Annotated in this window: 25 protein-coding genes and 1 other annotated feature; of the genes, 4 read left to right on the top strand and 21 right to left on the bottom strand. The window is 37.8% G+C overall.

Features of this window, described 5'->3' with window-relative positions; genetic code table 11:
- Nucleotides 1–32 precede the first annotated feature (32 nt).
- A complete protein-coding gene (locus tag ACFFHF_RS03815; RefSeq protein WP_160547423.1) occupies nt 33–602 on the top strand; it encodes a hypothetical protein in 570 nt (189 codons plus the stop codon).
- A gap of 4 nt (nt 603–606) precedes the next feature.
- Here ACFFHF_RS03815 and ACFFHF_RS03810 read toward each other — a convergent pair whose 3' ends face one another.
- Genes ACFFHF_RS03810 through ACFFHF_RS03800 form a run of 3 tightly spaced genes read right to left on the bottom strand, consistent with a single transcriptional unit; the run spans nt 607 to nt 2,656 of the window.
- Nucleotides 607–1,023, bottom strand: coding sequence for a Fur family transcriptional regulator (locus tag ACFFHF_RS03810; RefSeq protein WP_160547424.1), 417 nt, complete (start codon nt 1,021–1,023; stop codon nt 607–609).
- Nucleotides 1,020–1,871, bottom strand: coding sequence for a metal ABC transporter permease (locus tag ACFFHF_RS03805; RefSeq protein WP_340904649.1), 852 nt, complete (start codon nt 1,869–1,871; stop codon nt 1,020–1,022). The genes ACFFHF_RS03810 and ACFFHF_RS03805 overlap by 4 nt, the downstream gene beginning before the upstream one ends.
- Nucleotides 1,868–2,656 carry a metal ABC transporter ATP-binding protein gene (locus ACFFHF_RS03800; RefSeq protein ID WP_160547425.1) on the bottom strand — a complete coding sequence of 263 codons (789 nt, stop codon included), beginning with the start codon at nt 2,654–2,656 and terminating at the stop codon, nt 1,868–1,870. The genes ACFFHF_RS03805 and ACFFHF_RS03800 overlap by 4 nt, the downstream gene beginning before the upstream one ends.
- 149 nt (nt 2,657–2,805) lie before the next feature.
- Between ACFFHF_RS03800 and ACFFHF_RS03795 the strand changes: the two genes are divergently transcribed.
- A complete protein-coding gene (locus tag ACFFHF_RS03795) occupies nt 2,806–3,060 on the top strand; it encodes a DUF2624 domain-containing protein (protein ID WP_340904652.1) in 255 nt (84 codons plus the stop codon).
- A 38-nt stretch (nt 3,061–3,098) separates the two neighbouring features.
- On the opposite strand, the gene ACFFHF_RS03790 is transcribed toward ACFFHF_RS03795, so the two are convergent.
- Together ACFFHF_RS03790 and ACFFHF_RS03785 are read right to left on the bottom strand one after the other, a co-directional pair.
- On the bottom strand, nt 3,099–3,995 hold the full coding sequence (locus ACFFHF_RS03790; protein WP_160547426.1) for a deoxyribonuclease IV: 897 nt from the start codon (nt 3,993–3,995) through the stop codon (nt 3,099–3,101).
- 19 nt (nt 3,996–4,014) lie between these two features.
- The gene (locus ACFFHF_RS03785; RefSeq protein WP_160547427.1) at nt 4,015–5,325 is read right to left on the bottom strand and encodes a DEAD/DEAH box helicase; all 1,311 of its coding nucleotides are present in this window, start codon (nt 5,323–5,325) and stop codon (nt 4,015–4,017) included.
- Nucleotides 5,326–5,546: 221 nt separating this feature from the next.
- Here ACFFHF_RS03785 and vrrA point away from each other — a divergent pair, with 221 nt between their 5' ends.
- Together vrrA and ACFFHF_RS03775 are read left to right on the top strand one after the other, a co-directional pair.
- A complete protein-coding gene (vrrA, locus tag ACFFHF_RS03780) occupies nt 5,547–6,188 on the top strand; it encodes a VrrA/YqfQ family protein (RefSeq protein WP_340904655.1) in 642 nt (213 codons plus the stop codon).
- A 102-nt stretch (nt 6,189–6,290) separates the two neighbouring features.
- The gene (locus ACFFHF_RS03775) at nt 6,291–7,229 is read left to right on the top strand and encodes a 4-hydroxy-3-methylbut-2-enyl diphosphate reductase (protein ID WP_160547428.1); all 939 of its coding nucleotides are present in this window, start codon (nt 6,291–6,293) and stop codon (nt 7,227–7,229) included.
- Between the two features lie 454 nt (nt 7,230–7,683).
- Here the strand turns inward: ACFFHF_RS03775 and ACFFHF_RS03770 are convergent, their stop codons facing one another.
- From ACFFHF_RS03770 to ACFFHF_RS03695, 16 genes are all read right to left on the bottom strand, one after another.
- Complete coding sequence (locus tag ACFFHF_RS03770; protein WP_340904657.1) at nt 7,684–8,799, bottom strand: Nif3-like dinuclear metal center hexameric protein; 1,116 nt, start codon at nt 8,797–8,799, stop codon at nt 7,684–7,686.
- On the bottom strand, nt 8,796–9,494 hold the full coding sequence (locus tag ACFFHF_RS03765) for a tRNA (adenine(22)-N(1))-methyltransferase (protein WP_377057617.1): 699 nt from the start codon (nt 9,492–9,494) through the stop codon (nt 8,796–8,798). Before ACFFHF_RS03765 ends, ACFFHF_RS03770 begins: the two co-directional genes overlap by 4 nt.
- Before the next feature lie 80 nt (nt 9,495–9,574).
- Nucleotides 9,575–9,940, bottom strand: coding sequence for a cytochrome c550 (cccA, locus tag ACFFHF_RS03760; RefSeq protein ID WP_160547430.1), 366 nt, complete (start codon nt 9,938–9,940; stop codon nt 9,575–9,577).
- A 180-nt stretch (nt 9,941–10,120) separates the two neighbouring features.
- Nucleotides 10,121–11,260, bottom strand: coding sequence for an acyl-CoA dehydrogenase family protein (locus ACFFHF_RS03755; protein ID WP_377057616.1), 1,140 nt, complete (start codon nt 11,258–11,260; stop codon nt 10,121–10,123).
- 102 nt (nt 11,261–11,362) lie between these two features.
- Nucleotides 11,363–11,890, bottom strand: coding sequence for a hypothetical protein (locus tag ACFFHF_RS03750; RefSeq protein WP_160547431.1), 528 nt, complete (start codon nt 11,888–11,890; stop codon nt 11,363–11,365).
- Nucleotides 11,891–11,969: 79 nt separating this feature from the next.
- A complete protein-coding gene (gene rpoD, locus ACFFHF_RS03745) occupies nt 11,970–13,094 on the bottom strand; it encodes an RNA polymerase sigma factor RpoD (protein WP_160547432.1) in 1,125 nt (374 codons plus the stop codon).
- 33 nt (nt 13,095–13,127) lie between these two features.
- Nucleotides 13,128–14,942: a DNA primase gene (dnaG, locus tag ACFFHF_RS03740; RefSeq protein WP_160547433.1), complete on the bottom strand. Its 1,815-nt coding sequence runs from the start codon at nt 14,940–14,942 to the stop codon at nt 13,128–13,130.
- Between the two features lie 39 nt (nt 14,943–14,981).
- A complete protein-coding gene (locus ACFFHF_RS03735) occupies nt 14,982–15,452 on the bottom strand; it encodes a YaiI/YqxD family protein (RefSeq protein WP_340906293.1) in 471 nt (156 codons plus the stop codon).
- 263 nt (nt 15,453–15,715) lie between these two features.
- Nucleotides 15,716–16,525, bottom strand: coding sequence for a pyruvate, water dikinase regulatory protein (locus ACFFHF_RS03730; RefSeq protein WP_119709164.1), 810 nt, complete (start codon nt 16,523–16,525; stop codon nt 15,716–15,718).
- Nucleotides 16,526–16,591: 66 nt separating this feature from the next.
- The gene (ccpN, locus tag ACFFHF_RS03725) at nt 16,592–17,224 is read right to left on the bottom strand and encodes a transcriptional regulator CcpN (RefSeq protein WP_162927788.1); all 633 of its coding nucleotides are present in this window, start codon (nt 17,222–17,224) and stop codon (nt 16,592–16,594) included.
- 130 nt (nt 17,225–17,354) lie between these two features.
- Nucleotides 17,355–19,430, bottom strand: a complete 2,076-nt coding sequence (gene glyS, locus ACFFHF_RS03720; protein ID WP_340904660.1) for a glycine--tRNA ligase subunit beta — start codon at nt 19,428–19,430, stop codon at nt 17,355–17,357.
- Nucleotides 19,423–20,313 (bottom strand): glycine--tRNA ligase subunit alpha, encoded by an 891-nt coding sequence (gene glyQ, locus ACFFHF_RS03715; protein WP_119709167.1) that lies wholly within the window; start codon nt 20,311–20,313, stop codon nt 19,423–19,425. The genes glyS and glyQ overlap by 8 nt, the downstream gene beginning before the upstream one ends.
- A gap of 81 nt (nt 20,314–20,394) precedes the next feature.
- Nucleotides 20,395–20,573, bottom strand: a binding site (T-box leader).
- A gap of 39 nt (nt 20,574–20,612) precedes the next feature.
- Entirely contained in the window at nt 20,613–21,374 is a 762-nt protein-coding gene (gene recO / locus ACFFHF_RS03710; protein ID WP_377057615.1) for a DNA repair protein RecO, read from the bottom strand.
- Between the two features lie 29 nt (nt 21,375–21,403).
- Nucleotides 21,404–21,547: a YqzL family protein gene (locus tag ACFFHF_RS03705; RefSeq protein WP_119709169.1), complete on the bottom strand. Its 144-nt coding sequence runs from the start codon at nt 21,545–21,547 to the stop codon at nt 21,404–21,406.
- 152 nt (nt 21,548–21,699) lie between these two features.
- Nucleotides 21,700–22,617: a GTPase Era gene (gene era, locus ACFFHF_RS03700; protein WP_160547436.1), complete on the bottom strand. Its 918-nt coding sequence runs from the start codon at nt 22,615–22,617 to the stop codon at nt 21,700–21,702.
- Nucleotides 22,610–23,011: a cytidine deaminase gene (locus ACFFHF_RS03695; RefSeq protein ID WP_160547437.1), complete on the bottom strand. Its 402-nt coding sequence runs from the start codon at nt 23,009–23,011 to the stop codon at nt 22,610–22,612. The genes era and ACFFHF_RS03695 overlap by 8 nt, the downstream gene beginning before the upstream one ends.
- Nucleotides 23,012–23,067: the final 56 nt, after the last annotated feature.

Here is a 23,067-nt window from a genome sequence, read left to right as displayed (position 1 = left end):
TGAGTGAAAATAAAGAAATGGGGAAGTATTACATGAAGAAAAGAAAATTAGGATTTGATATTGATGGCACCATAACCTGTCCAGCAGCTATCGTTCCTTTTATTAATGAAGCCTTTCAACTACAACTAACACTCGAAGATCTAACTGACTATGATTTATTAAAAGTAGTGGATGTTCCAGAAAAAGAATTTACCGATTGGTATGAACAAAAAGAGGGGGACATTTTCGCTTTGTCCCCGTTATCTAAGGGTGCAAAGGAAGTATTGTTAAAATGGGGAAAACATAACGACTTAATTTTTATCAGCGCACGTGGAGAAAATGTGTTAGAGGTGACAAAAGAATGGTTTATTAACCATGGGATTGGATATGATCATTTAGAACTGATCGGATCCCATGAAAAAGTAGAAACAGCAAAAAAGTACGGGGTGGAAATATTTTTTGAAGATAAGTATGAAAATGCCATTGAAATTGCACAAGAATGCAAAATTCCTGTACTTTTATTTGATACACCCTATAATCAAGGCTCCCTACCCAAAGGGGTAAAAAGAGTTTTTAGTTGGGAGGAAGCCAATCATTGGGTTGAGAAATGGTTCAATGGTTAAGTTTTCAATGAACCGTACATTCTGGGCATCGACCATAAATTTCAAATTTATGACCAGAGATATCATAGTCCTTTAGGCTTTCCTGTAAATTATTCATGGGGCAAGTATCAATTTCCTTTGTTTTTCCACAATCCAAACAAATAAAATGATGGTGATGGTGTTTACTTTCACAAGAATAACGAAAGTGTTTTTCACCTGATAATTCAGTCATTTCAAAAATACCCAGGTCTACGAATAAAGAAAGATTGCGATAAATTGTATCAAAGCTTAACCCTGGATAATGATCCTTCATCCGGTCAAGCACGTCCTTAGCTGTTAAGTATTTATTGCTATTTGCAAAAAGACCAAGCATTTCTTCTCTTTTCCCTGTATGCTTATAGCCTTTATTTTTTAATAACTCAAGAGCTTCCGTGACATTCATACTCTCACCTCATGTTTCCATTGGAACATTTTCTTTAATAATATAACAAGAATGAGTATCAATACAGCAATAACTACAATGGTTCCCCCTGGGGCCAAATTGAGATAGTAGGAAATTGTCAGCCCGCCAAGAACAGAAACTTCTCCGAAAATGGTAGAAAGAAGGATTGTTTGTTTAAATCCTTTTGCAATCCGGATACTTGCAGCAACAGGGAGTGTCATGAGAGAAGATACCAATAAAATTCCAACAATTCTCATTGAAGCGGCAATCACTAGTGCAACTAAAACAATGAAAAAGAAATGTAGGGATTTCACAGCTATACCTGAGGCTTTTGCGTGTTCTTCGTCAAATGATAAAAGAAATAATTCCTTATATAAAAGCGTAATAAATGCCACAACAATCACACTGATAATGATAATAATAATTAAATCTGTTCGACTTACAGCACTAACGCTACCGAATAAATAACTATATAAATCAGTATTAAATCCATCTGCTAATGAAATAAAAATAACGCCTAAGCCAATACCGCTAGATAAAATAATAGGAATAGCCAGCTCCTGATAATGTTTATATACAGATCTAAGCTTTTCAATAAACAAAGAACCTACTACAGAAAATGTCATTCCTAAATAGATGGGATTTAAGCCCGTAGTGAGCAAAAGCCTTTTTTCAAGAAGCAAGCTTGCCGCAATTCCGGCTAAAGTCACATGACTTAAAGCATCCGCTATTAAAGAGAGCCTTCTTACAACAATATAGACTCCGAGTAAAGGTGCTATAATACCAATGATCGCACCTGTGAGAAATGCATTTTGTAAAAATTCGTATTTAAATATTGCTTCAATCACCGGTTTTCCCCTCCGTGATGATGAACATGATGATGGTGATGGTCATGTTGATGCATAAGAACTTGAACATCATGGCCATACAGGTCAGACATATTTTGCTTCTCAAACTCCTCCGTGTCTCCATGAAAGTGCATATGCTTATTCAAACAAGCAACATGGGTCACTTTATCTGTAATCGTACCGATATCATGAGTGACTAAAATTAAGGTTATTCCTCGATCCTGATTAAGCTCTGTAAGCATCTCATAGAACGATTGGACATTCTTTGCATCAACACCAACTGTTGGCTCATCTAAGATAAGTAAGTCTGGATCACTTACTAATGCTCGAGCGATAAAAACTCTTTGTTGTTGTCCACCTGATAACTCACCGATATTGCTTCCTATTTTTTCAGTTAATCCCACAGAATCAATCGCTGCTCGTATCTTCTCCTTATCCGCATCCTTATGCCTTTTAAACAATCCCACTTTTTTTGTTAAACCACTTGATACAACTTCGTAAACTGTTGCAGGGAATCCCGAGTTAAAAGAATTTGCTTTCTGAGAAACAAAGCCGATTCGATGCCAATCTTTAAACTGCTCTATTGCTGTTCCAAATAACTCGACTTCTCCCTTTTGAAGCTTTAATAAGCCTAAAATAATTTTAAGTAAAGTAGACTTTCCTGATCCGTTAGGCCCAACAAGTCCTAAAAATGCTCCACGCGGTACCGAAAAATGAATATCTTCAAGGACATTTTCCTTTTCGTACTTATATGTCAATTTATTTACCTTTATTATATCTTCCATTTTAACCACCTATTATTATCAGAATGATTCCGATTTACACAAAGAAGTATACATGAGAAATGAAATGATGTAAAGAATGTACTTCTCCCCCTTTGTTTACACCTTTTATTTAATAACCACATAGATTAACATCAGGGAGTGGTGAATTCGTGAGTATATTTCAATCCATTGTTAATCAAAAAATAAACACAATCACGACAGAAGAGTTACTAAAATACGCCAAGCAATTTGGGGTTGCCATTAGCGTGAATGAGGCAAAACAAATTTCATCTTATCTTAGGGGACGACAGGTAGATATTTTTAATAAGTCTGAAAGAGCAAAACTGTTAAAAGAAATTGAAAGATTAACGAGCCCAGCGACTGCAAAAGCCGTAAGTCAGTTGGTTACACAATTCACAAAATAATGAAACAGAGGCCCATTTATTAATGGGCCTTCTCATTTCTATGCCATAATATGTTCGAGTAAGTTTCCGTTAAACGTCTTTGAAGTTAACATTTCAATTTCTTGTTTGTACGGTGCTTTTTTATTATTCTTATCTTCCCCAACAAACGGTGTTTCAAGGATTTTTGGGATACTCATTAGCTGTGGATGATGCACGATATAGGATAGTGAATCAAAACCAATCTTTCCATATCCAATATTTTCATGTCTATCTTTTCTTGACCCACGATCATTTTTGCTATCGTTAATATGAAGGACCTTTAACCGATCAATTCCAATGATTTTATCAAACTCATTAAGAACTCCATCAAAATCCTCAACAATGTTATACCCCGAATCGTGAATGTGACATGTGTCAAAACAAATAGAAAGCTTTTCATTATGTTTGACACCGTCGATAATCATCGCCAATTCTTCGAAGTTTTTTCCACATTCAGACCCTTTGCCAGCCATAGTTTCTAAAGCAATCTGAAGCTGCTCATTTCCTGTAAGAACCTCATTAAGCCCCTCGATGATCTTTTTGATTCCCGCCTCTTCCCCTGCACCTACATGGGCTCCTGGATGCAGAACAATTTGCCTTGCACCGATTGCCTCTGTCCGTTCAATTTCTGATTTTAAAAATCGTACTCCTAGATCAAAGGTATCTGGGTTCGTTGTATTTCCAATATTAATAATATATGGAGCATGAACAACAATATCTTCTAAGTTGATCCCATTTAACTCCATATGTTTTTGACCAGCTTCAATATTTAAATCCTCAATTTTTTTTCTTCTAGTATTTTGAGGAGCCCCTGTGTAGATCATGAAAGTATTCGCACCATATGAGACCGCTTCTTCACTAGATGCTAACAACATACCTTTCCCACTCATTGAAACATGTGAACCTAATTTTAGCATTTTCACACTCTCCCACCTGTTATTTCTTTTTCAATCGGTTCTGTCTTTTCTTAATTTTATCCATTTCAAACTGCATCTTCTTCTTATAGCCTGGCTTCACCTTTGCTGGTTTTTTAACAAAGGACTTCGCCAGCTTATCTACCTCATCAGACTGCTTTGTTCTCTTTTTACGTCTGTTACGATCTTCAAGCTCCGAGAGTTCACCTTTTTTAATATCGATATGCTTAAATTCAATCCCCAGTTTTTCCAGCCTATTTAATGCATCCTCATCAGACGGTTCATAAATAGTGAGTGCTATTCCTGAATTCCCTGCTCTTGCTGTTCTACCGACGCGGTGTACATAAAAATCTAAGTCCGTTGGAAGTTCATAGTTAATCACATGACTAATCCCAGGAATGTCAATACCTCTTGCAGCTAAATCAGTAGCCACAATATATTGAAATTCTAAATCCGTAATTTGCTTCATCATCCGCTTCCGTTCACGCGGACTTAAATCTCCATGAATTCTTCCAACCTTTAATCCTCTATGAGTAAGTGCTGTGGCAACTTCCTCGGCTTTTTTCTTTGTATTCGTAAAGACAATTGCTAAATAAGGGTTATACAGCTTTAACGCCTCATACACAAGTGTTGACTTTTCACGATGTCTTGACGGAAGGAGAATATGTTCAATCTTTGCTGCTGTTAACTGCTTTGGCTCAATATGAATATACTTAGGGTTTTCCATATACTTCTTTAGAAAAGGTTTTAGCTTTTCAGGAATGGTGGCTGAAAAAACAAGCATTTGAAGCTTTTCTGGCATTCTAGCACCAATTTGGTCAACATCTTCTAAAAAGCCCATATCAAGCATTAAATCGGCTTCATCGACTATAAACATACTTGCTGTATGTACAAACAGGGCTTGTTCCTTTACTAAATCATTGATTCGTCCAGGAGTCCCAACTACGATATGTGGTTGAGTTTTTAATTTTTCAATGGCACGAACTTTATCTGTGCCCCCGATAAACAGACGACTAGTGATTTCTTCACCCTCATTCGCATGCTCAGTTACCTTTAATACTTCTTGGTGTATTTGTGTGGCCAGCTCTCTTGTTGGGGCCGTGATTACAGCTTGTACCTCTTGCTTATTAGGATTTATTTTATGAAGTACTGGTAATACATAAGAATGTGTTTTCCCAGTCCCTGTTTGAGATTGCCCAATTGCACTGTCACCTTTTAATACCGTTGGAATCAATCTTTCCTGAATTTCAGTTGGTTCATAAAATCCAATGGCTTCGATCGCCTTGTTTATAAATGGTTTAAGTTGATACGTTGAAAATTTTGTTTTCGTCATTATTAAAGCTCCTTCAGTTTTGGTAAGGATGTCCATACCCATCATGTAATTATAATAAAGTTCTTCCTAAAGTGCCACCTACAGTTCACTTCCCATATGATTATGTTTTACGAATTACAGTATTTTCAAACCAGTTCATAACTTATCTTCATTCACCTAGACCAAATATCCATCTGTTGCATAGGGTATAAGAGGGAAAATTATGAAAGGAGGGTGTTCGTATGCCACCAAGACAACCGTTTCCTATGCGCGGAGGAATGCCTCAACCTATGCTTGGATTTGGGCGAAATCAAATGAGACCAATGATGCCCCCAGCAAGAATGGGCAATATGGGAATGAACAGAGTCCCTATGGGGGGAAATGCTCCAAGAGGAATGAGGGGGGGTGCAAGAAATAGCGGCGGAGGTTTACTTGCTAAATTACTTGGTAAAGGAAAATCTCAAGGCTCCCAAGCCGGTATGCAAATGTTTGGCAATGCTTCTCGCTCTGCTGCACCAGCTGCCGGTGGAGGGCTATTAAAATCACTAACAGACCCCACAGCAATTACAGGGTTTTTGAATAATACACAACGGGTATTAAACACTGCACAGCAAATCGGACCGATGGTACAGCAATATGGTCCCATTGTTAAAAACTTACCAGCCATGTGGAAACTGTACCGTGGTTTAAATGCTGCAAGTACGGATGAGGAAACTAATAAGGATGATGGAGGCGTAGAGTCCACCGTCACTGAGCCAAAACCGGAAACAAAACGAAAACGTACGAACCCAGTGAGTACTGAAAACGATACACATTCGGTCGAGATTGAAGAGATCGTACCAAAAAGATTACAAGGAAAATCAGTACCTAAAATATATGTCTAAAGGAATATGCGCGTAGCATATTCCTTTTTCTCTTCTTTGTATAATCATCACACTTTATATATAATGATAGAATAAGCATGCTTAAAGGGGAGATCCAATTCAATGAAAGTTATAAAAATATCGCCCCGTGGCTATTGCTACGGTGTTGTTGATGCGATGGTCATCGCAAGAAATGCAGCACTTGATAAATCACTGCCACGGCCCATATATATATTAGGAATGATTGTACACAACAAACACGTTACGGATGCTTTTGCTGAAGAAGGGATTATTACGCTAGACGGCCCTAATCGAAAACAAATATTAGAGCAAGTAGATAAAGGGACTGTTATATTTACTGCCCATGGTATTTCTCCAGAAGTGAGAGAGTTAGCGAAGAACAAAGGACTTGTTACAATCGATGCTACTTGTCCAGACGTAACAAGCACCCATCAGCTGATTGAAGCCAAAAAGGATGAAGGTTACCAAGTGATATATATTGGTAAAAAAGGGCATCCAGAACCTGAAGGAGCGATTGGAGTGGCTCCTGAGATCGTTCATCTTGTAGAAACAGAAGCAGATGTTGAATCATTAGACATTCATGCTGACAAGATACTTGTCACGAATCAAACAACAATGAGTCAGTGGGATGTTGGCCATATTATGGAGAAAATTGAAAATAAATATCCACATGCAGAATTTCATAAGGAAATCTGTATGGCTACCCAAGTACGACAAGAAGCCGTTGCCGAACAAGCAGGTGAAGCGGATGTCGTAATCGTTGTTGGTGATCCAAAAAGTAATAACTCCAATCGTTTGGCGCAAGTTTCCGAAGAAATTGCAGGTACGAAGGCTTATCGGATTAGTGATATATCAGAATTAAACATCGATTGGATTAAAGATGCACGCACCGTAGGGGTAACCTCTGGTGCATCGACCCCTACTCCTATCACAAAAGAAGTCATTGCCTTTATCGAACAATTTAATCCTATTGATGAAGCTACATGGACCTTAGAGAAAAAGGTACCACTTCACAAAATATTACCTAAAGTAAAAAATTAGTTTCATCTAAAAAGCCACGAAAAAATGTTAAAACTCGCCAAAGTAAAATTGGCGAGTTTATTTTATTATGAATAGAAAAACAAAATTTATAAAAACCTAACTTACCTGTAATGCACTTCACCGTAATGCATCAAAATGAGGTTTTCTTTGATTTTTGAGATAAACTCACACCTAAGATGTTTTGTCCTTAATCGAGTAACTAGCAAAAGAGAATAAGCGGAGAATTCCGGTTAGATGCAAAATGGAGCCTCGTTTTTGGGGAAATAAGTGGAGTTTTTCCGCTTATGCAAAGTAAAATCGCCTATTTTTGAATTTTTCAAGCCAATAGGCGGAATCTCTCCGCCTATTTATGCCTTTTTTTAAAAGAATTACTAATTAACCGGAATTTCTCCGTCTATTTATCAGCTCGGGTGCTACCTGATCTCCCCAACCGATGTCGTGGCTTTTTTGTGGCTTATATAAATTGAAAAGGGTCCGTATGAATGGTTGAAGCGAAAATATTTACTTCATATTTTTTTTGTTTACACATTTCCGTAAGCTTGTTTGCGACTCCCTGTTTCATCACTTTTTCTACATTGTGACCTGGGTCTATAATATTTAATCCTAGCATCATAGCATCATGTGCAACGTGATAATACATATCACCCGTTATATATACATCAGCCCCCTTGAAGCTGGCAGCTTGAATATACTTATTCCCGTCCCCACCAAGCACTGCAACCTTTTTCACCTTAGAATCTAAGTCCCCAACGACTCGAACGGCAGGCACATCTAGGGCCACTTTAACAAATTTTGCGAATTCGCGGAGAGTTGTTTCTTGGACGGTCCCTATCTTACCCAAACCTAGTGACTTTGCTTGATTTTTTAGTCGGTAAACATCATACGCTACTTCTTCGTATGGATGTGCTTTCATCATTGCCGATAGTACCTTCTTTTCTAAATGAGCAGGAAACACGGTCTCTATTCTTGCTTCCTCCACTTGCTCCACTTTTCCTATCGCTCCATAAGTAGGATTTGCCCCTTCTAAAGGGATAAACTCTCCTTTTCCTTCAGATGTAAAGGAACAGTGAGAATATTGGCCTATTGAACCTGCCCCCGCATTGCCTAATGCATTTTTTATCGCTTCCTCATACCCAATTGGTACATAGACAACGAGTTTAAGTAATTCAGAATCGTAGGTTGGAACAAGAACCTCTGTGTTTGATAATTTCAAGGCGTCTGCCAGCAAATCATTTACTCCGCCTTCTGCAACGTCCAGATTCGTGTGAGCTGCATATACAGCGATATCATGTTTGATTAACTTTTCAATCATTCGACCTGTTGCTGTATCTGTCACGAGCTTCTGTAAAGGACGATAAATGAGTGGATGATGAGCAATGATCAATTCAACATTATTATGTATCGCTTCATCCACTACCTCTTCTAGTACATCGAGTGCGATCATTACATTTGAAACTTTTTTGTTTAGTCTGCCAATTTGCAAACCAATCTTATCTCCTTCTAATGCAAGGTTCTTTGGTGAAAATTGTTCAAATAGACTAATAACTTCATGTCCATTTACGGTTTTCACTGGCCCAAAACCTCCTTTACCATTGAAATTTTCTTCTGTATTTCCGTTTTCTTTTCTATTTGGCTAGACTGGCTCATCTGTTTTAAAATACGTTCCCAATTGTTCCATTCAGCCGTCCACTTTTGAATAAAAGCCTCGTTCTTTTCTTTACTTAAGAATGGTCCAAAAAGCAATTGATTTTCGATGTTCTCAGAATAAACCGATTCGGAATTCCCTCTTTCTGCAACTAAGATTTCATAAATCTTTCCATCCTCCTCTAAAATAGCTTCGTTTATGAGACTCCACCCATTTTCTAAGAGCCACAATCGTATTGAAATAGCGCTAATATTCGGTTGAAGAACAATCCGCTTCACACCCTCAAGCTTTTCCTTTCCTTCTTCAAGGATACTAGCAATCAGGGCACCACCCATTCCGGCAATGGTAATGCACTCTACTTCACCTTTGCCTATAACTTCAAGACCATTTCCTTTTCGCACCTCAATTTGTTTCGTTAATCCTTCCATTTCTACTTGTTTCCTCGCAGATTGAAAAGGTCCTTCAACCACTTCACCTGCTATTGCAAAAGGTACTTTTCCAGCTCTTACCACATGACAAGGAAGATAAGCGTGATCTGAACCTATATCAGCTAGTTTCGCACCCTCTGGAATAAAATCAGCAACAGTGCTTAGTCTTTTCGATAATCTTTCTACATTCATTTACAAACACCAACTCTTTATTTGATTACATACAGTATAAAAAAAGTCCTTTACATATGCAAAGGACTTAAAACGCTTACTTATTTAAGCTCCATTAACCAATCAGCCATTGCTCCTGCATTCTCAGCAGTAACGAGTCCTGATGGCATTGAGCCTTTTCCGTTTACAAGAATGTCTTCAATTTCTTCTTTAGACAGTTTGTCACCAACACCTGTTAAAGCTGGACCTACGCCCCCTTGGTATGAATCCCCGTGACATCCAATACAGCCCGCAGACTTATAAATATCTTCAGGATTGTTTGAAACCTCTTCTGCCTGTTCACCACCGCCTTCTTGTTCTGCAGCTAGTTCCTTACTGTCACCTAAGCCTTTAAACGAAAAAAGGAACATCGCAGCAATACCAAGAACCATGATTAAGACGAATGGAATAACCGGATTGCGATTCATGCTTTTCCCTCCCTTATGTAAGTACATCAAAAACTATTTAAATATAGAATGCAAACAATATCTATTTTACTTGAAAATGGGCAGAAGGAAAAGTACTAAAGTAAACTTTGTCACATTATGTTCTCATTTTAGACAAAACCTCACTAGGTTTTTGTGAGGTCTGTCATAAACGAAGAAAAGCTAACAACCTATTTCTCTTGCAATTACCATGCGTTGAATTTCTGAAGTACCTTCACCAATTTCTGTTAACTTTCCATCACGCATATATCGTTCCACATGATAATCCTTCATATACCCGTAACCCCCGTGTATTTGTACTGCCTGATCAGTAACCTCCATACAAATTTCTGAAGCGTAAAGCTTACACATGGAAGCTTCTTTTGTAAAGGAACGCCCCTGATCTTTTAACCAAGCCGCTTTATAAACCATATTTCTTGCAAGTTCAATCTTCATGGCCATGTCTGCAAGCTTGAATTGTATCGCCTGAAAATGGGACAACGATTTTCCAAATTGCTGCCTTTGCTTTGCATAGCTCAATGCCTTTTCGTAAGCTGCCTGAGCAATGCCTACTGCCATTGCACCTATTCCAATTCTTCCCCCATCAAGAGTGATTAAGAATTGTTTAAACCCCTCTCCACGCTTTCCTAGTAAATTCTCAGATGGTACTTGAACATCTTCTAATACTAACTCGGTTGTATTGGAGGCATGAAGCCCCATTTTCTCATAATTACTGATGACTTGAAAACCAGGGGAATTCGTTGGAATCATAATAGCACTAATTTCTTTTTTTCCATTTTGTTCCCCAGTAACTGCGGTAATAGCTAGATGCTTGGCGTAGCTTGCATTTGTAATATAACATTTATTACCATTTATAACAAACGTCCCATCTTTTTCAACCGCTCTCGTCTTAGTACCACCCGCATCGGAACCTGCATTAGGTTCGGTAAGTCCAAAGGCCCCAAAAGATTCACCTGTACAAATCGGAATTAAATATTTTCTCTTTTGTTCTTCCGTACCAAACAAATGAAGTGGTGCACCGCCTAGCGATATATGGGCTGAGTACGTAATTCCTGTAGAGGCACAGGCTCTACTTAGCTCCTCTGTGACTATGGCAAAGCTTATTGTATCTGCTCCCCCACCACCGTATTCTTCTGGAAATGGAAGCCCCATTAAGCCTAATTCAGTTAGCTTTTGAAACACTTCATGTGGGAACTGCTTATGAATGTCTCTTTCGAGCGCACCAGGTGCAACCTCTTCATTAGCAAATTCTCTTATTGTTCGAAGGATCATGCTTTGTTCTGATGTTAAATCAAAATTCACGTTTTTCTCCTCCTCATACCTAATAATGAAATCGCTTTCATAACTATTATATAAGGAGTTAAATCATTTTCCTAACATTTTAAATTTTACAATAAATAATCATTATATAAATATAGATCCAATTAGTAATAGCAGCCCTAAAATGGAAGAAATGCTAAAGTACAATAACTTTGCCTTTTTGCCAATGATAAACCAAACGATACAGTTCAAAGTAATGATTACATAAAGGCTTACATGATTATTAGGAAAAAAATATGTGGCTAGATCTACAGAGCATAACAAAGCGATGAGGGCAGTAGAAATCATTGGAATGATAAAGTCAGTCGCTTTTCTAAAAAAATAAAAACTAGCACCAAATCCAAATAATAGCAATAAAGCATAAAGAGTCGTTTGCAAAAAGAAAGATAATTCAGTAAAATATATAAATATACCAAATGGAACCAGTAGCAATGGAGTATAAGCGAGTAAAAACTTCTTCTTGATGCTTCTTTTTCCAACTTTCTTTCCGTTAATTTGTTCACCTTCTGTATATAAAGCTAATAAAAAATTGCAATATTGTTCTGGTAACAGCTTCGTTTCTTTCCAATACTGAATTTCTTTAACAATGATTTCTTTCCGATTATCACTCATACCTTGTCCTTTCTCTTGCTATACACATAAAAATAGTTTACCTCTATTGTAAGAAGTAAACTATTTTTAGACAATCATTTTATTCTAAGAAATCCTTTAAACGCTTGCTACGGCTAGGGTGTCTTAACTTTCTTAACGCTTTTGCTTCAATTTGTCTTATTCGTTCTCTAGTGACACCAAACACTTTTCCTACTTCTTCTAAAGTTCTCGTGCGGCCATCATCAAGTCCAAAACGAAGTCGTAAAACATTTTCTTCACGGTCGGTTAATGTATCAAGGACATCTTCAAGCTGTTCTTTTAACAGTTCATAAGCTGCATGCTCAGAAGGGGATGTAGCATCCTGATCCTCAATGAAATCACCTAAATGCGAGTCATCTTCTTCACCAATTGGTGTTTCTAAAGAAACTGGTTCTTGAGCAATTTTCAGGATTTCACGAACCTTGTCAGGCGTTAAATCCATATCTTCTCCAATTTCTTCTGGAGTTGGTTCACGTCCAAGATCCTGAAGTAGCTGACGTTGAACACGAATTAATTTATTGATGGTTTCCACCATATGAACGGGGATACGGATGGTTCTTGCTTGGTCAGCAATCGCACGAGTAATTGCTTGTCGAATCCACCAAGTAGCATACGTACTAAATTTAAACCCTTTGCGATAATCAAACTTTTCAACAGCTTTAATTAATCCCATATTTCCTTCTTGAATCAAATCAAGGAACAACATACCGCGACCAACATAACGTTTTGCAATACTAACTACAAGACGTAGGTTTGCTTCTGCTAGTCGGCGCTTTGCTTCTTCGTCACCTTGTTCAATACGATTAGCAAGTGAAATTTCCTCTTCTGCAGACAATAAGTCCACACGACCGATTTCCTTTAAATACATTCGGACTGGGTCATTAATCTTAACACCTGGCGGTACGCTTAAATCATTTAAATCGAATTCTTCTTCACCTTTAGCAAGCTCCTGAATATTTGGGTCACCATCTTCAGAGTCACCCACTAATTCTACACCTTGCTCACCTAAAAATTCATAAAACTCATCCATTTGATCAGAGTCCACATCAAAATTAGCTAATTTTTCTGCAATATCGTCATAGGCTAGAACCCCTGTTTTCTTTCCAACCTCTGTTAACTGATCTTTTACTTGTTCTAGGGTCAAATCTGAATCAACCTCTTTTGAACGGGCCGATTTTTCAGCCATATGTACCCCTCCTTCCAAAGTCAAACAACAAACTCAAATCTTTAATGTTTTGCGCAATTGGATAATTTCCATCGCAATCGCAGCAGCCCTTCCATGATCCTTTTGTCTCTCTGCTTCTTTCTCTTCTGCTTCTTTTTCTTTTATTTTTAACATCTTTTGATAATTAAACACCTGCTTAATGTAATCGGAAAGTTCTTGGTCGCTTATTTCCTCACCTATAGACATCATTCCAATATCTGCTACCGTACGTCTAAGCTTTTCATCTTTTATATACGTTAGGAAATCACTAGGATTTGGTTCGAGTCCCTTTTCATAGTAACCATACAAATAAGTGATGATTGCTTGATGCTCATCAATATTTAAGGGAGTACCATTTAACAAATCCTGCACTTTATATGCTATGTCATAATCCTTTAACATATAAGCTATTAAACGTCTTTCTGCAGTTTCATAAGCCGGCCTTAAGTTGGAAGATTGTTTGATAACCACATCTTGATTTCTTTTTTGAACGTATTGCTCACGGTTTCCTTTTTTGTTCGCAAAGAAAAATTGTTTTTGTTGTTGCTTTAATGCATCAAGTGAAAGTGAAAACTCACTTGCTAGCTGTCTCAAGTAGTGATCTCGTTCCACTACCTTCTCAAGTTGGCTTATTTCCTTTAATACTTCTTCGATATATTGGAGGCGAATTCCTTCATTATTTAAATCCTTTCCTCGTCTTAAATACCGAAGTTTAAAATTCATTAATGTTACACTAGCAGAGATAATTTCGTTTTGAAATTTCTCTTCACCATTTTGACGAATATAGTCATCAGGATCCATTCCATCTGGCAATATTGCCACTCGAACCTGAATTCCCGAGGAATGAAGAAGCTGACTAGCCCGATAAGCGGCTTCAATTCCAGCTTTGTCTCCATCGTAACAAATCGTAACTGCTTCAGCGCTCCGCCTGATCGACACGATATGATCGTCTGTCAAAGATGTTCCCATAGTTGCCACACCATTGTGTACACCTGATCGATCGGCAGCTATTACATCAGCAAACCCCTCAAATAATACGATTTGATTCGTTTTTTTAATACTTGCCCTTGCTTGATGAAAATTATATAAAATTTTACTTTTGTTAAAAATTGCTGTTTCAGGACTGTTTAAATACTTTGGCTCATCCGACCCTAAAGATCGTCCTGAAAATGCAATTGTATTGCCTTTGTGGTCTAATATAGGAAACATAATGCGGTCTCTGAAGCGATCAAAATAAGTACCATCACGTTCACGTTTTATAACGAGCCCTGCTCTTTCCATTACATCAGGAGGAAAATTACGTTTCGTAAGAAATTTGTAAACAAAATCCCACGAATTTAATGAATAGCCTATTTGAAATTTTTCTATCGCTTCGATTGTAAAGCCTCTCGATAAAAGGTACTCAAGTGCATGTTGACCGTCTTTTGTGTTTACTAGCAAATGATGATAGAATTTACGTAATAAATCGTGAGCGTCAATCATCTGCTGAAAATCATTCGGAATCGCCCTAGTATTAGTGTGAGATGACGAATCGATATGTAGCTCAACATTTCCTTTTTTAGCTAGTTTAACAGCCGCTTCTATAAATGAGACACCTTCTTGTTCCATTAAGAATGAGAATGCATTTCCACCTGCTCCACATCCGAAACAATGATATATTTGCTTATCCGGAGAAACGGAGAAGGACGGAGAGTTTTCTCCATGAAACGGACAAAGTCCAAAATAATTCCGACCTTGTTTTTTTAGCTGAACATAGTCGCTAACCACGTCCACTATATCAACCGCCTGGCGAATTTCATTAATTTTATCCTCAGGGATACGTTCTGCCATGAAAACAACTCCAGGTATTAGTGAGTAATTCGCGATAAATTATAGATTTCCTGCAAATTTCGACAAAATGCTATAAAAATTTTTCGCAAAATCATCTCGGTCAGTTTGACCAAAACGTTTGGGCCCTTTTGAGTGTATCCCTTGTCGCCTAGCTTTCGCGGCAAGATACCTCATATCAAGAGCAAGATTAATATCCTTCTCTTCGTATACATTCCCCCTTGGAGAAAGTACATAAACACCTTTATTCACGAGAGTCGAAGCTAACCCGATGTCTTGGGTGACTACAAAGTCTCCTTTACCCACATGGTTCATGATATATAAGTCAACTTCCTCCTTGCCCGTATCGACATATTTCCATGTTCCTGTAGCTTCTGTTGAACTCATATGATTATAAGATGCAACAAAAATAACTTCTAATGAAAAATTCGACGCGATTTCGACAATTTCCTGCTTCACTGGGCAGGAATCTGCATCAACAAGAACCTTTGGTAAACCTAATGTACTATTAATTCTACATCACTCCATATATTCCTCCTTATTTCAAGGAATAACTTAGTGGAAAAGCGTTTGTCGAATTTTTTTCGGACGAGTATCTTGACTTCTGACAATAAATAGTTTATTCGTTCATAGTGAAGTCTAAACCTAATCTGATACATTTTTATCACAATTTTTTATTATAGTATAAAAAAGTCTATTTTTCCATTACTTTTTTTGTGTTACTCCCCAAACAATAAAAAGAAATAGCACATCATTTTATGCGCTATTTCTTTTATTTATCCTCTTTTTAAGTAACGGTTTAAAATAACATTTGCTGTTTCCTCAACAGCTTTGTTGGTTACATCAATTACATGACATCCTATTCTTGAGACAATTTTATCAAAATACTCGATTTCCTCTTTAATTCGTTCAATATTCGCATAGCTTGCTCGGTCATTTAAACCTAAAGAAAGTAATCTTTCTCGTCTAATATTATTCAGCTTTTCTGGGCTGATTTTTAATCCGAAGCATTTCTCTGAAGGCACTTTAAACAATTCCTCAGGCGGATCAACCTCAGGGACAAGCGGAACATTAGCCACTTTAATACGTTTATGAGCCAGATACTGTGATAATGGAGTCTTTGAAGTTCTCGAAACACCCACTAAGACGATATCAGCCTTTAATATTCCTCGTGGATCGCGACCATCATCATACTTAACTGCAAATTCAATTGCTTCCACCTTTTTAAAATAGTCCTCATCAAGCTTCCGAACTAAACCAGGTTCAAATAAAGGCTGTTTACCACAGATATCTTGTATTTGGTCAATTAAAGGTCCAATAATATCACATGCATAAATCCCTTCTGCCTTCGCTGTATCTCTCATATACTCGCGCATATCTGGCTTTACAAGTGTATAGGCAACCATCCCACCGTCTAATTTCACAAGTGAAATCACTTCATCAATATTGGATTTATCCTCTACATATGGAAACCTCTTGATTGTGACTTCTTGTCCATCAAATTGGCTTATCGCTGCTTTTGTTACGAGCTCTGCAGTTTCTCCTACAGAATCTGATACCACGTAGACGATTGGCATTTTCCCCAACTTCCTCATCTCCTACATCTTTTGTAATAGTGTAATGCGAATCGAGTAATTCCATTTTCGAAAGTGTTAATTTCCTTCTGCTAATGCTACAAACGCCTTTGTTAGATTTGTTTTGGTGATCCTACCAAGTACTTCGAAACCTCTTTCCGATTCCCTAACAACAGGCAATGCATCAATTTGCTTATCAATTAATTTATGTGCCACATCAATGAGTAGATCGTCTTTTCCGCACATGGTAACATTAGGCATCCTTGTCATGATGATATGCACCGGTAATGTGGTTAGTTCCTGCTTTCCAATACTTGCTCGAAGCAGATCTTTTCTAGACAATACGCCCGTGAGCAATGAAGATTGATCGACAACAAATAATGTTCCAACATCTTCGAGAAACATGGTACAGATCGCATCGTAAACAGAAACGTTTTCGTTCACTACTACCGGAATCGACTGATAATCCTTCACATACAGTTTCTTTAAGTTCTCCGTTAATAATTGAGTGCCTGATTTCCCTGTGTAAAAATAACCTACCCTTGGCCGTGCATCCAAATATCCAGCCATGGTTAGAATGGCTAGATCTGGTCGAAGTGTAGCTCTAGTTAGATTGAGTCGTTCTGCAATATGCTCTCCGGTAATCGGTCCATTTTCCTTCACAATTTGCAAAATATGCTCTTGCCGTTTATTTAGCTCGATTGTACTCACCACCTAATTGCCCTTTAGGCTCATATGTATGTCATACTTATATAAAATTATTATATACTATCTCTCATAAATGAAAAGACATAAGGATAAAAAGAGCCTTCACCATTCAGAAGGCCCTCTTTTATAAAGTCTATTTTGTTACAATTTCCTTCACATTCGCAAAGCTCATAATCAACTCTGCCAACTTTGACATTACTGCTAATCGGTTGTTTTTCAACGCTTGATCCTCAGCCATAACCATTGTATGGTCAAAGAAATCGTTGATTGCCTCTTGTAAAGAGGCAAGTTTGTCGAAAAACTCTTCCTCACTCACTTCATTTGATTCTAATTCCAATTTCACACTACGATATTGATTATATAGTGCTGTCTCATAATCGTTTTCAAACAGGGACTCATTGATTGCCACATTTTCCACTGCTTTATTAGAAATGGTTAGTACACGGCTAAGAGCTTCAACTGTCTCTTTAAATCCGCTCGCATCTTTTTTCGTTTGAAGAACAGATGCCTTTTTAACCAGTGCAGGTAAAGCTGTAATATTTTTTTCTAATACGGCATCAATAATGTCATAACGAATGCTTTGTTCCTGTAAATAATGCTTTAAGCGGAGCTTGAAGAAAGCAAGAAGCTCAACCAGTAACTCCTCTTCAGCTTTTTCTCCGATTCCCTTTTCTTTTATAGAACGAATAGATAGACGGAGAAGATCAGTTAATGAAACATTCCATTCTTTATTGATTAGAATTTGAACAATTCCTGAAGCTTGCCTTCTTAATGCATATGGATCCTGTGAACCACTTGGTATATTACCGATTGCAAAAAACGAGACAATCGTATCTAATTTCTCTGCTAAGGCGAGAAGGGCACCACTATTCGATTTAGGAGTTGAGTCTTCTGCGTTTCTTGGCATATAGTGTTCATTAATTGCAACTGCAACTGCTTCAGATTCTCCTTTTTGTCTAGCATACTTCTCACCCATGAACCCTTGAAGTTCCGGGAATTCATATACCATATGAGTGACTAAATCAAACTTACTGATCTCAGCAGCACGATCCACTGTCTTCTTATCTTCTTCGTTAAAGCTTAATAACTCTGCTAACTGATTTGTTATCGAACGAACCCGAGCAACCTTTTCAGAAAGAGTACCAATTTCCTCATGATAGACAATGGAAGCAAGCTTAGCTAGAGAATCAGAAATACTCGTTTTTTGATCTTCTCTATAGAAAAATGCTGCATCTGATAGTCTTGCTCTGAGTACCTTCTCATTTCCTTTAGCTACTGTCTCAAGATGCATATGATCCCCATTTCTCACTGTTACAAAGTATGGCAGTAGTGTACCGTCCTTTTTCTTAACAGGGAAATAGCGCTGATGCTCTTTCATGGATGTGATAAGTACTTCTTCTGGAAGCTCTAGAAATTCTTCCTCAAATCTACCAAATAAAGCTGTTGGATATTCCACTAGATTCGTTACTTCCTCTAATAGCTCCTCATCGACAGGAATTGTCCAGCCTTGCTCTTCCTCTAACTTAGAAATTTGTGAGAGGATTGCATTTTTTCTTTCTTCAGAATTAACCATTACAAATTCAGCTAAAAGCTTAGTTACATACTCTTCTGGTGTACCGATTTCTACTTCTTTTCCTAAGAAACGATGCCCGATTGTACGATTGCTCGTTGATACATTCGTGATTGCAAAAGGGATAGTCTCACTTCCATATATAGCCAGTAACCATTTGATCGGACGAATATATTTTAGTGTTTCATTTGCCCAACGCATATTCTTAGGGAATGTAAGTCCTGTAATAATATGTTCTATCTCAGGAAGTATTTCTTTTGTCGCTTGCCCTTTCGTAAACTTACGAACATGAGCGTACTCGACCCCATTAATTTCTTTAAAATAGATGTCCTCAACAGACATTCCTTGACCTTTAGTAAATCCTATAGCCGCTTTCGACCAATTGCCTTCGTGGTCAACAGCAATCTTTTTAGCAGGTCCTTTCGCCTCTTCCTCTACATCCTCTTGGCTAGTACTAACACCGTAAGCAATAACTGCTAGACGTCTTGGAGTAGAAAAATGAGTGATGGACTCAAACGAAATCTTTTTCTCTTTTAACCAGTTTTCAATTTTTGATGTTAACTGTTCAATTGACCCTGTCACAAACCGAGCCGGCATCTCCTCAAGCCCGATTTCTAGTAATAAATCTTGCTTATTCATGCGTATCTTCCCCCTTTTGCTGTAGAATCGGGAATCCTAACTTTTCTCTCTCTTCATAGAACGTTTTAGCTACCTTTCTTGCCAGGTTTCTACATCGCCCGATAAAACCAGTACGTTCAGTAACCGAAATAGCGCCTCTAGCATCTAGAAGATTGAATACATGAGAGCATTTTAAGACATAGTCATAAGCAGGATGAACAAGACCTTCGTTCATTTGACGGTGTGCTTCTTTTTCATAAATGTTAAACAGATTAAAAAGCATCTCAGGATCTGATGTTTCAAAAGTATATTTTGAGTGCTCATATTCAGGCTGTAAGAAAATATCACGAACGGTAAATCCGTTCGTCCACTCTAGGTCAAATACATTTTCCTTTTCTTGAATATACGAAGCAAGGCGCTCGATTCCATAAGTGATTTCAACTGAAACAGGCTTACACTCAAGTCCACCTACCTGTTGGAAATACGTAAATTGCGTGATTTCCATACCGTCTAACCATACTTCCCAACCAAGCCCTGCACAACCAAGCGATGGGTTTTCCCAATTATCCTCTACAAAACGAATATCGTGTTGAAGAGGATCGATTCCCAGCGCCTTCAACGAGTCAAGATAAAGTTCTTGAATATTGTCAGGAGAAGGCTTCATAATCACTTGGAATTGGTGATGTTGGTACAAGCGATTAGGATTTTCACCGTATCTTCCGTCGGCTGGTCGTCTGGACGGCTCCACATACGCTACATTCCAAGGTTCAGGTCCTATCGCGCGTAAGAACGTATAAGGGCTCATAGTTCCAGCACCCTTTTCCACATCGTAAGCTTGCATCAAAATACATCCTTGATCAGACCAATGCTTTTGCAAAGTTAAAATCATGTCTTGAATATTCATCGTACACCTCCAAAATTTATCGCATAAGAGATGATTTTTTTGGGCAAACAAAAAAACTCCCGTCTCCTATGCCTTTTTAAGCATAGGGACGAGAGTTACCCGCGGTTCCACCCTATTTGCCGACCATAATATATGTCAGCCACCTTAATCCGAAATTGCTCGGGAACGCCCTTCCTTAACACTCTATTCCTAGCTTTCACCGTCCTAGGATCGCTTCAAAGTAGAGAAAGTTAAGTACTCCTTTCCTTCAACGCAAATATTAAATTTAATTTGAATCTTAGCGGAAACAACGTCTGTTGTCAACTTTTAAAATCAATACTTCCTAGTTGACTAATCTGATTTAGGAATTTTTTCGTTTTTAAATGTAAACCAGAGTATTCATCATAATAAGCAGTAATAATCTTTTTTAACTCAGCCTTCGTTTCTTGCTTCACAGATATATTCCCTAACCTACTCATATCAATGAAATAAAATAAACGAAGTAGTTTTACTGTTGACTGAGAGATTTTATAGTGATGTGGATCCTTTTCCAAACAACGATGACAGATAAATCCGCCCTCTCGGATCGAAAATGAAAAATGACCGTCTGTACTTCCACAAACGGTACATTGATTAAGGATTGGATACAACCCTAATGTATTCAACATTTTCACTTCAAAAATATGAACAATAATTTCTGGGTCATAGCCTTCGTTAATATAATTTAGCGTTTGATATAGCATCTCAAATAAAAAAGGATTTGCCTTTTTTTCGTCAGTACTTTTATCTGTTAGATCAATAACGTAACTTGCATAAGCGGTAAGGAAGATATCCTCCTTAATAGAGCGCATCGAGGAAAGCATTTCTCCTTGCTGCAAACTCCCTAGACCGGTGCTTGTTTGCACTAAGAATTGACCGTATGTAAAAAGCTGAGTGATGGCAGCTAAGCGACTGTTTGGCTTTTTTGCACCGCGTGCCATCACCCCAATTTTCCCCCATTCACGTGTGAATAGAGTGACAATTTTATTTGTTTCACCATAATGATTTGTTCGAATGACGATGCCTTCACATTTTTGAAACATCTAGAACACCATCCTAGTACGAGACAAACCTAGAGATATGGAAATTCAACCTCTGCTAGCTCATCATCCTGATTCCCGGGTATGTCTTGATTCTCCTTCTCTAACTCCTTAAAGAGCAGATAAGTGTCAATGTTACCTGTTTGCGAAAATACTTTCCAGGTAAAATCCATCATCAAAAACCCCACCTTTCAAATAGTTGACTAGCAATAAATCCAAATCGTTACCATTATCATAGCCTTGTCTACCAAAAATAATGAGTCGAAAATATTGTTAATAAAAAAGGTGCATAAACTAGAAAGATGAATAATATTCTAAAAATGGTAAATCAATATTCGTCCTCACGGAACCCAAAATCTCTCAGTTGGGACATTTTGTTGCGCCAATCCTTCTGAACTTTAACCCATAATTCTAAAAACACTTTTGTTCCCAGTAAGTTCTCAATATCCTGCCTTGCTCGTTTACCAATTTCCTTTAACATGCTTCCTTGTTTACCAATCACAATTCCTTTTTGGGAATCACGTTCTACGATAATGGTTGCCATAACGTGTACAACATCTTTGTCTTCAATGCGTTCCATTTTTTCAATAACAACCGCTAATGAATGAGGAATTTCTTCCCTGGTTAAATGCAATGCCTTCTCACGTATTAGCTCTGACACAATAAATCTTTCTGGGTGATCTGTTACTTGGTCTGCTGGATAATACTGTGGTCCTTCAGGAATGTATTTCTTAATCACATCAAGCAAGACCTCTAAGTTATTTCCTTCAAGCGCAGAGATGGGAATGATTTCAGCAAAAGGATATTTTTCTTTATATGACACGATAATTTCCATAAGTTGGTCAGGGTGAACAAGATCAATTTTGTTAATCACGAGGAATACAGGTGTTTTAATTGATTGGAATTTATCTAAAATAAACTCTTCACCACGACCAAAACCTTCTTCCGCATTCACCATAAAAAGAACAATGTCGACTTCTTTTAATGTGTTTTGAGCAACCTTCATCATAAAGTCCCCAAGCTTATGCTTTGGCTTATGAATTCCAGGTGTATCAATAAATACTAATTGTGCATCATTTGTTGTTAGTACACCTTGTACTTTGTTTCTTGTCGTTTGTGGTTTATCACTCATAATAGCGATTTTTTGTCCGATTACACGATTGAGAAATGTTGATTTCCCAACATTTGGACGGCCGATAATAGATATAAAGCCTGATTTGTGTTCTTGGTTTTGATTATTACTCATTTAAATCCTCCGGTGAAAATGCTCCTGGTAGTAGTTCTGCCACGGTTAATTCTTGTGTATCTCCATTTAAATTCGTTAAAATAACCTTCATGTCTTTAGGACATAACTCTGAAATCACTTGACGACATGCTCCACATGGAGAGACAGGACCTTCTGTATCTGCAACCACGGCAAGCATCTCAAACTGACGATCTCCATGGGCATATGCACTGAAAAAAGCTGTTCTCTCCGCACAATTGGTCATGCTGAAAGCAGCATTTTCTACATTACACCCATGATATATTTTTCCATCAGTCGTTAAGAGGGCAGCTCCCACTTGGAACTTTGAATATGGTACATAAGCTTTTTCTCTTGCAATTTTCGCTTCTTTAATTAATGTTTCATTCTTGCTCAAATTAATACTTCCTTTCAAGGAGACTGCATACTCCTATTTTACCTCATTTTGTTCTG

It is taken from the genome of Robertmurraya beringensis, from assembly GCF_042433785.1.
GTDB lineage: Bacteria > Bacillota > Bacilli > Bacillales > Cytobacillaceae > Robertmurraya_A > Robertmurraya_A beringensis.
Note: the sequence above shows the minus strand (reverse complement) of the source record. Positions and strands in the feature narration are given on the sequence as shown.

Coding starts and splice junctions, on each gene's coding strand:
- ACFFHF_RS03815 (WP_160547423.1), top strand. CDS start 33: ATGAAGAAAAGAAAATTAGGATTTGATATTGATGGCACCATAACCTGT.
- ACFFHF_RS03810 (WP_160547424.1), bottom strand. CDS start 1,023: ATGAATGTCACGGAAGCTCTTGAGTTATTAAAAAATAAAGGCTATAAG.
- ACFFHF_RS03800 (WP_160547425.1), bottom strand. CDS start 2,656: ATGGAAGATATAATAAAGGTAAATAAATTGACATATAAGTACGAAAAG.
- ACFFHF_RS03790 (WP_160547426.1), bottom strand. CDS start 3,995: ATGCTAAAATTAGGTTCACATGTTTCAATGAGTGGGAAAGGTATGTTG.
- ACFFHF_RS03785 (WP_160547427.1), bottom strand. CDS start 5,325: ATGACGAAAACAAAATTTTCAACGTATCAACTTAAACCATTTATAAAC.
- vrrA (WP_340904655.1), top strand. CDS start 5,547: ATGCCACCAAGACAACCGTTTCCTATGCGCGGAGGAATGCCTCAACCT.
- ACFFHF_RS03775 (WP_160547428.1), top strand. CDS start 6,291: ATGAAAGTTATAAAAATATCGCCCCGTGGCTATTGCTACGGTGTTGTT.
- ACFFHF_RS03765 (WP_377057617.1), bottom strand. CDS start 9,494: ATGAATGTAGAAAGATTATCGAAAAGACTAAGCACTGTTGCTGATTTT.
- cccA (WP_160547430.1), bottom strand. CDS start 9,940: ATGAATCGCAATCCGGTTATTCCATTCGTCTTAATCATGGTTCTTGGT.
- ACFFHF_RS03750 (WP_160547431.1), bottom strand. CDS start 11,890: ATGAGTGATAATCGGAAAGAAATCATTGTTAAAGAAATTCAGTATTGG.
- rpoD (WP_160547432.1), bottom strand. CDS start 13,094: ATGGCTGAAAAATCGGCCCGTTCAAAAGAGGTTGATTCAGATTTGACC.
- dnaG (WP_160547433.1), bottom strand. CDS start 14,942: ATGGCAGAACGTATCCCTGAGGATAAAATTAATGAAATTCGCCAGGCG.
- glyS (WP_340904660.1), bottom strand. CDS start 19,430: ATGAATAAGCAAGATTTATTACTAGAAATCGGGCTTGAGGAGATGCCG.
- glyQ (WP_119709167.1), bottom strand. CDS start 20,313: ATGAATATTCAAGACATGATTTTAACTTTGCAAAAGCATTGGTCTGAT.
- recO (WP_377057615.1), bottom strand. CDS start 21,374: ATGTTTCAAAAATGTGAAGGCATCGTCATTCGAACAAATCATTATGGT.
- ACFFHF_RS03705 (WP_119709169.1), bottom strand. CDS start 21,547: ATGATGGATTTTACCTGGAAAGTATTTTCGCAAACAGGTAACATTGAC.
- era (WP_160547436.1), bottom strand. CDS start 22,617: ATGAGTAATAATCAAAACCAAGAACACAAATCAGGCTTTATATCTATT.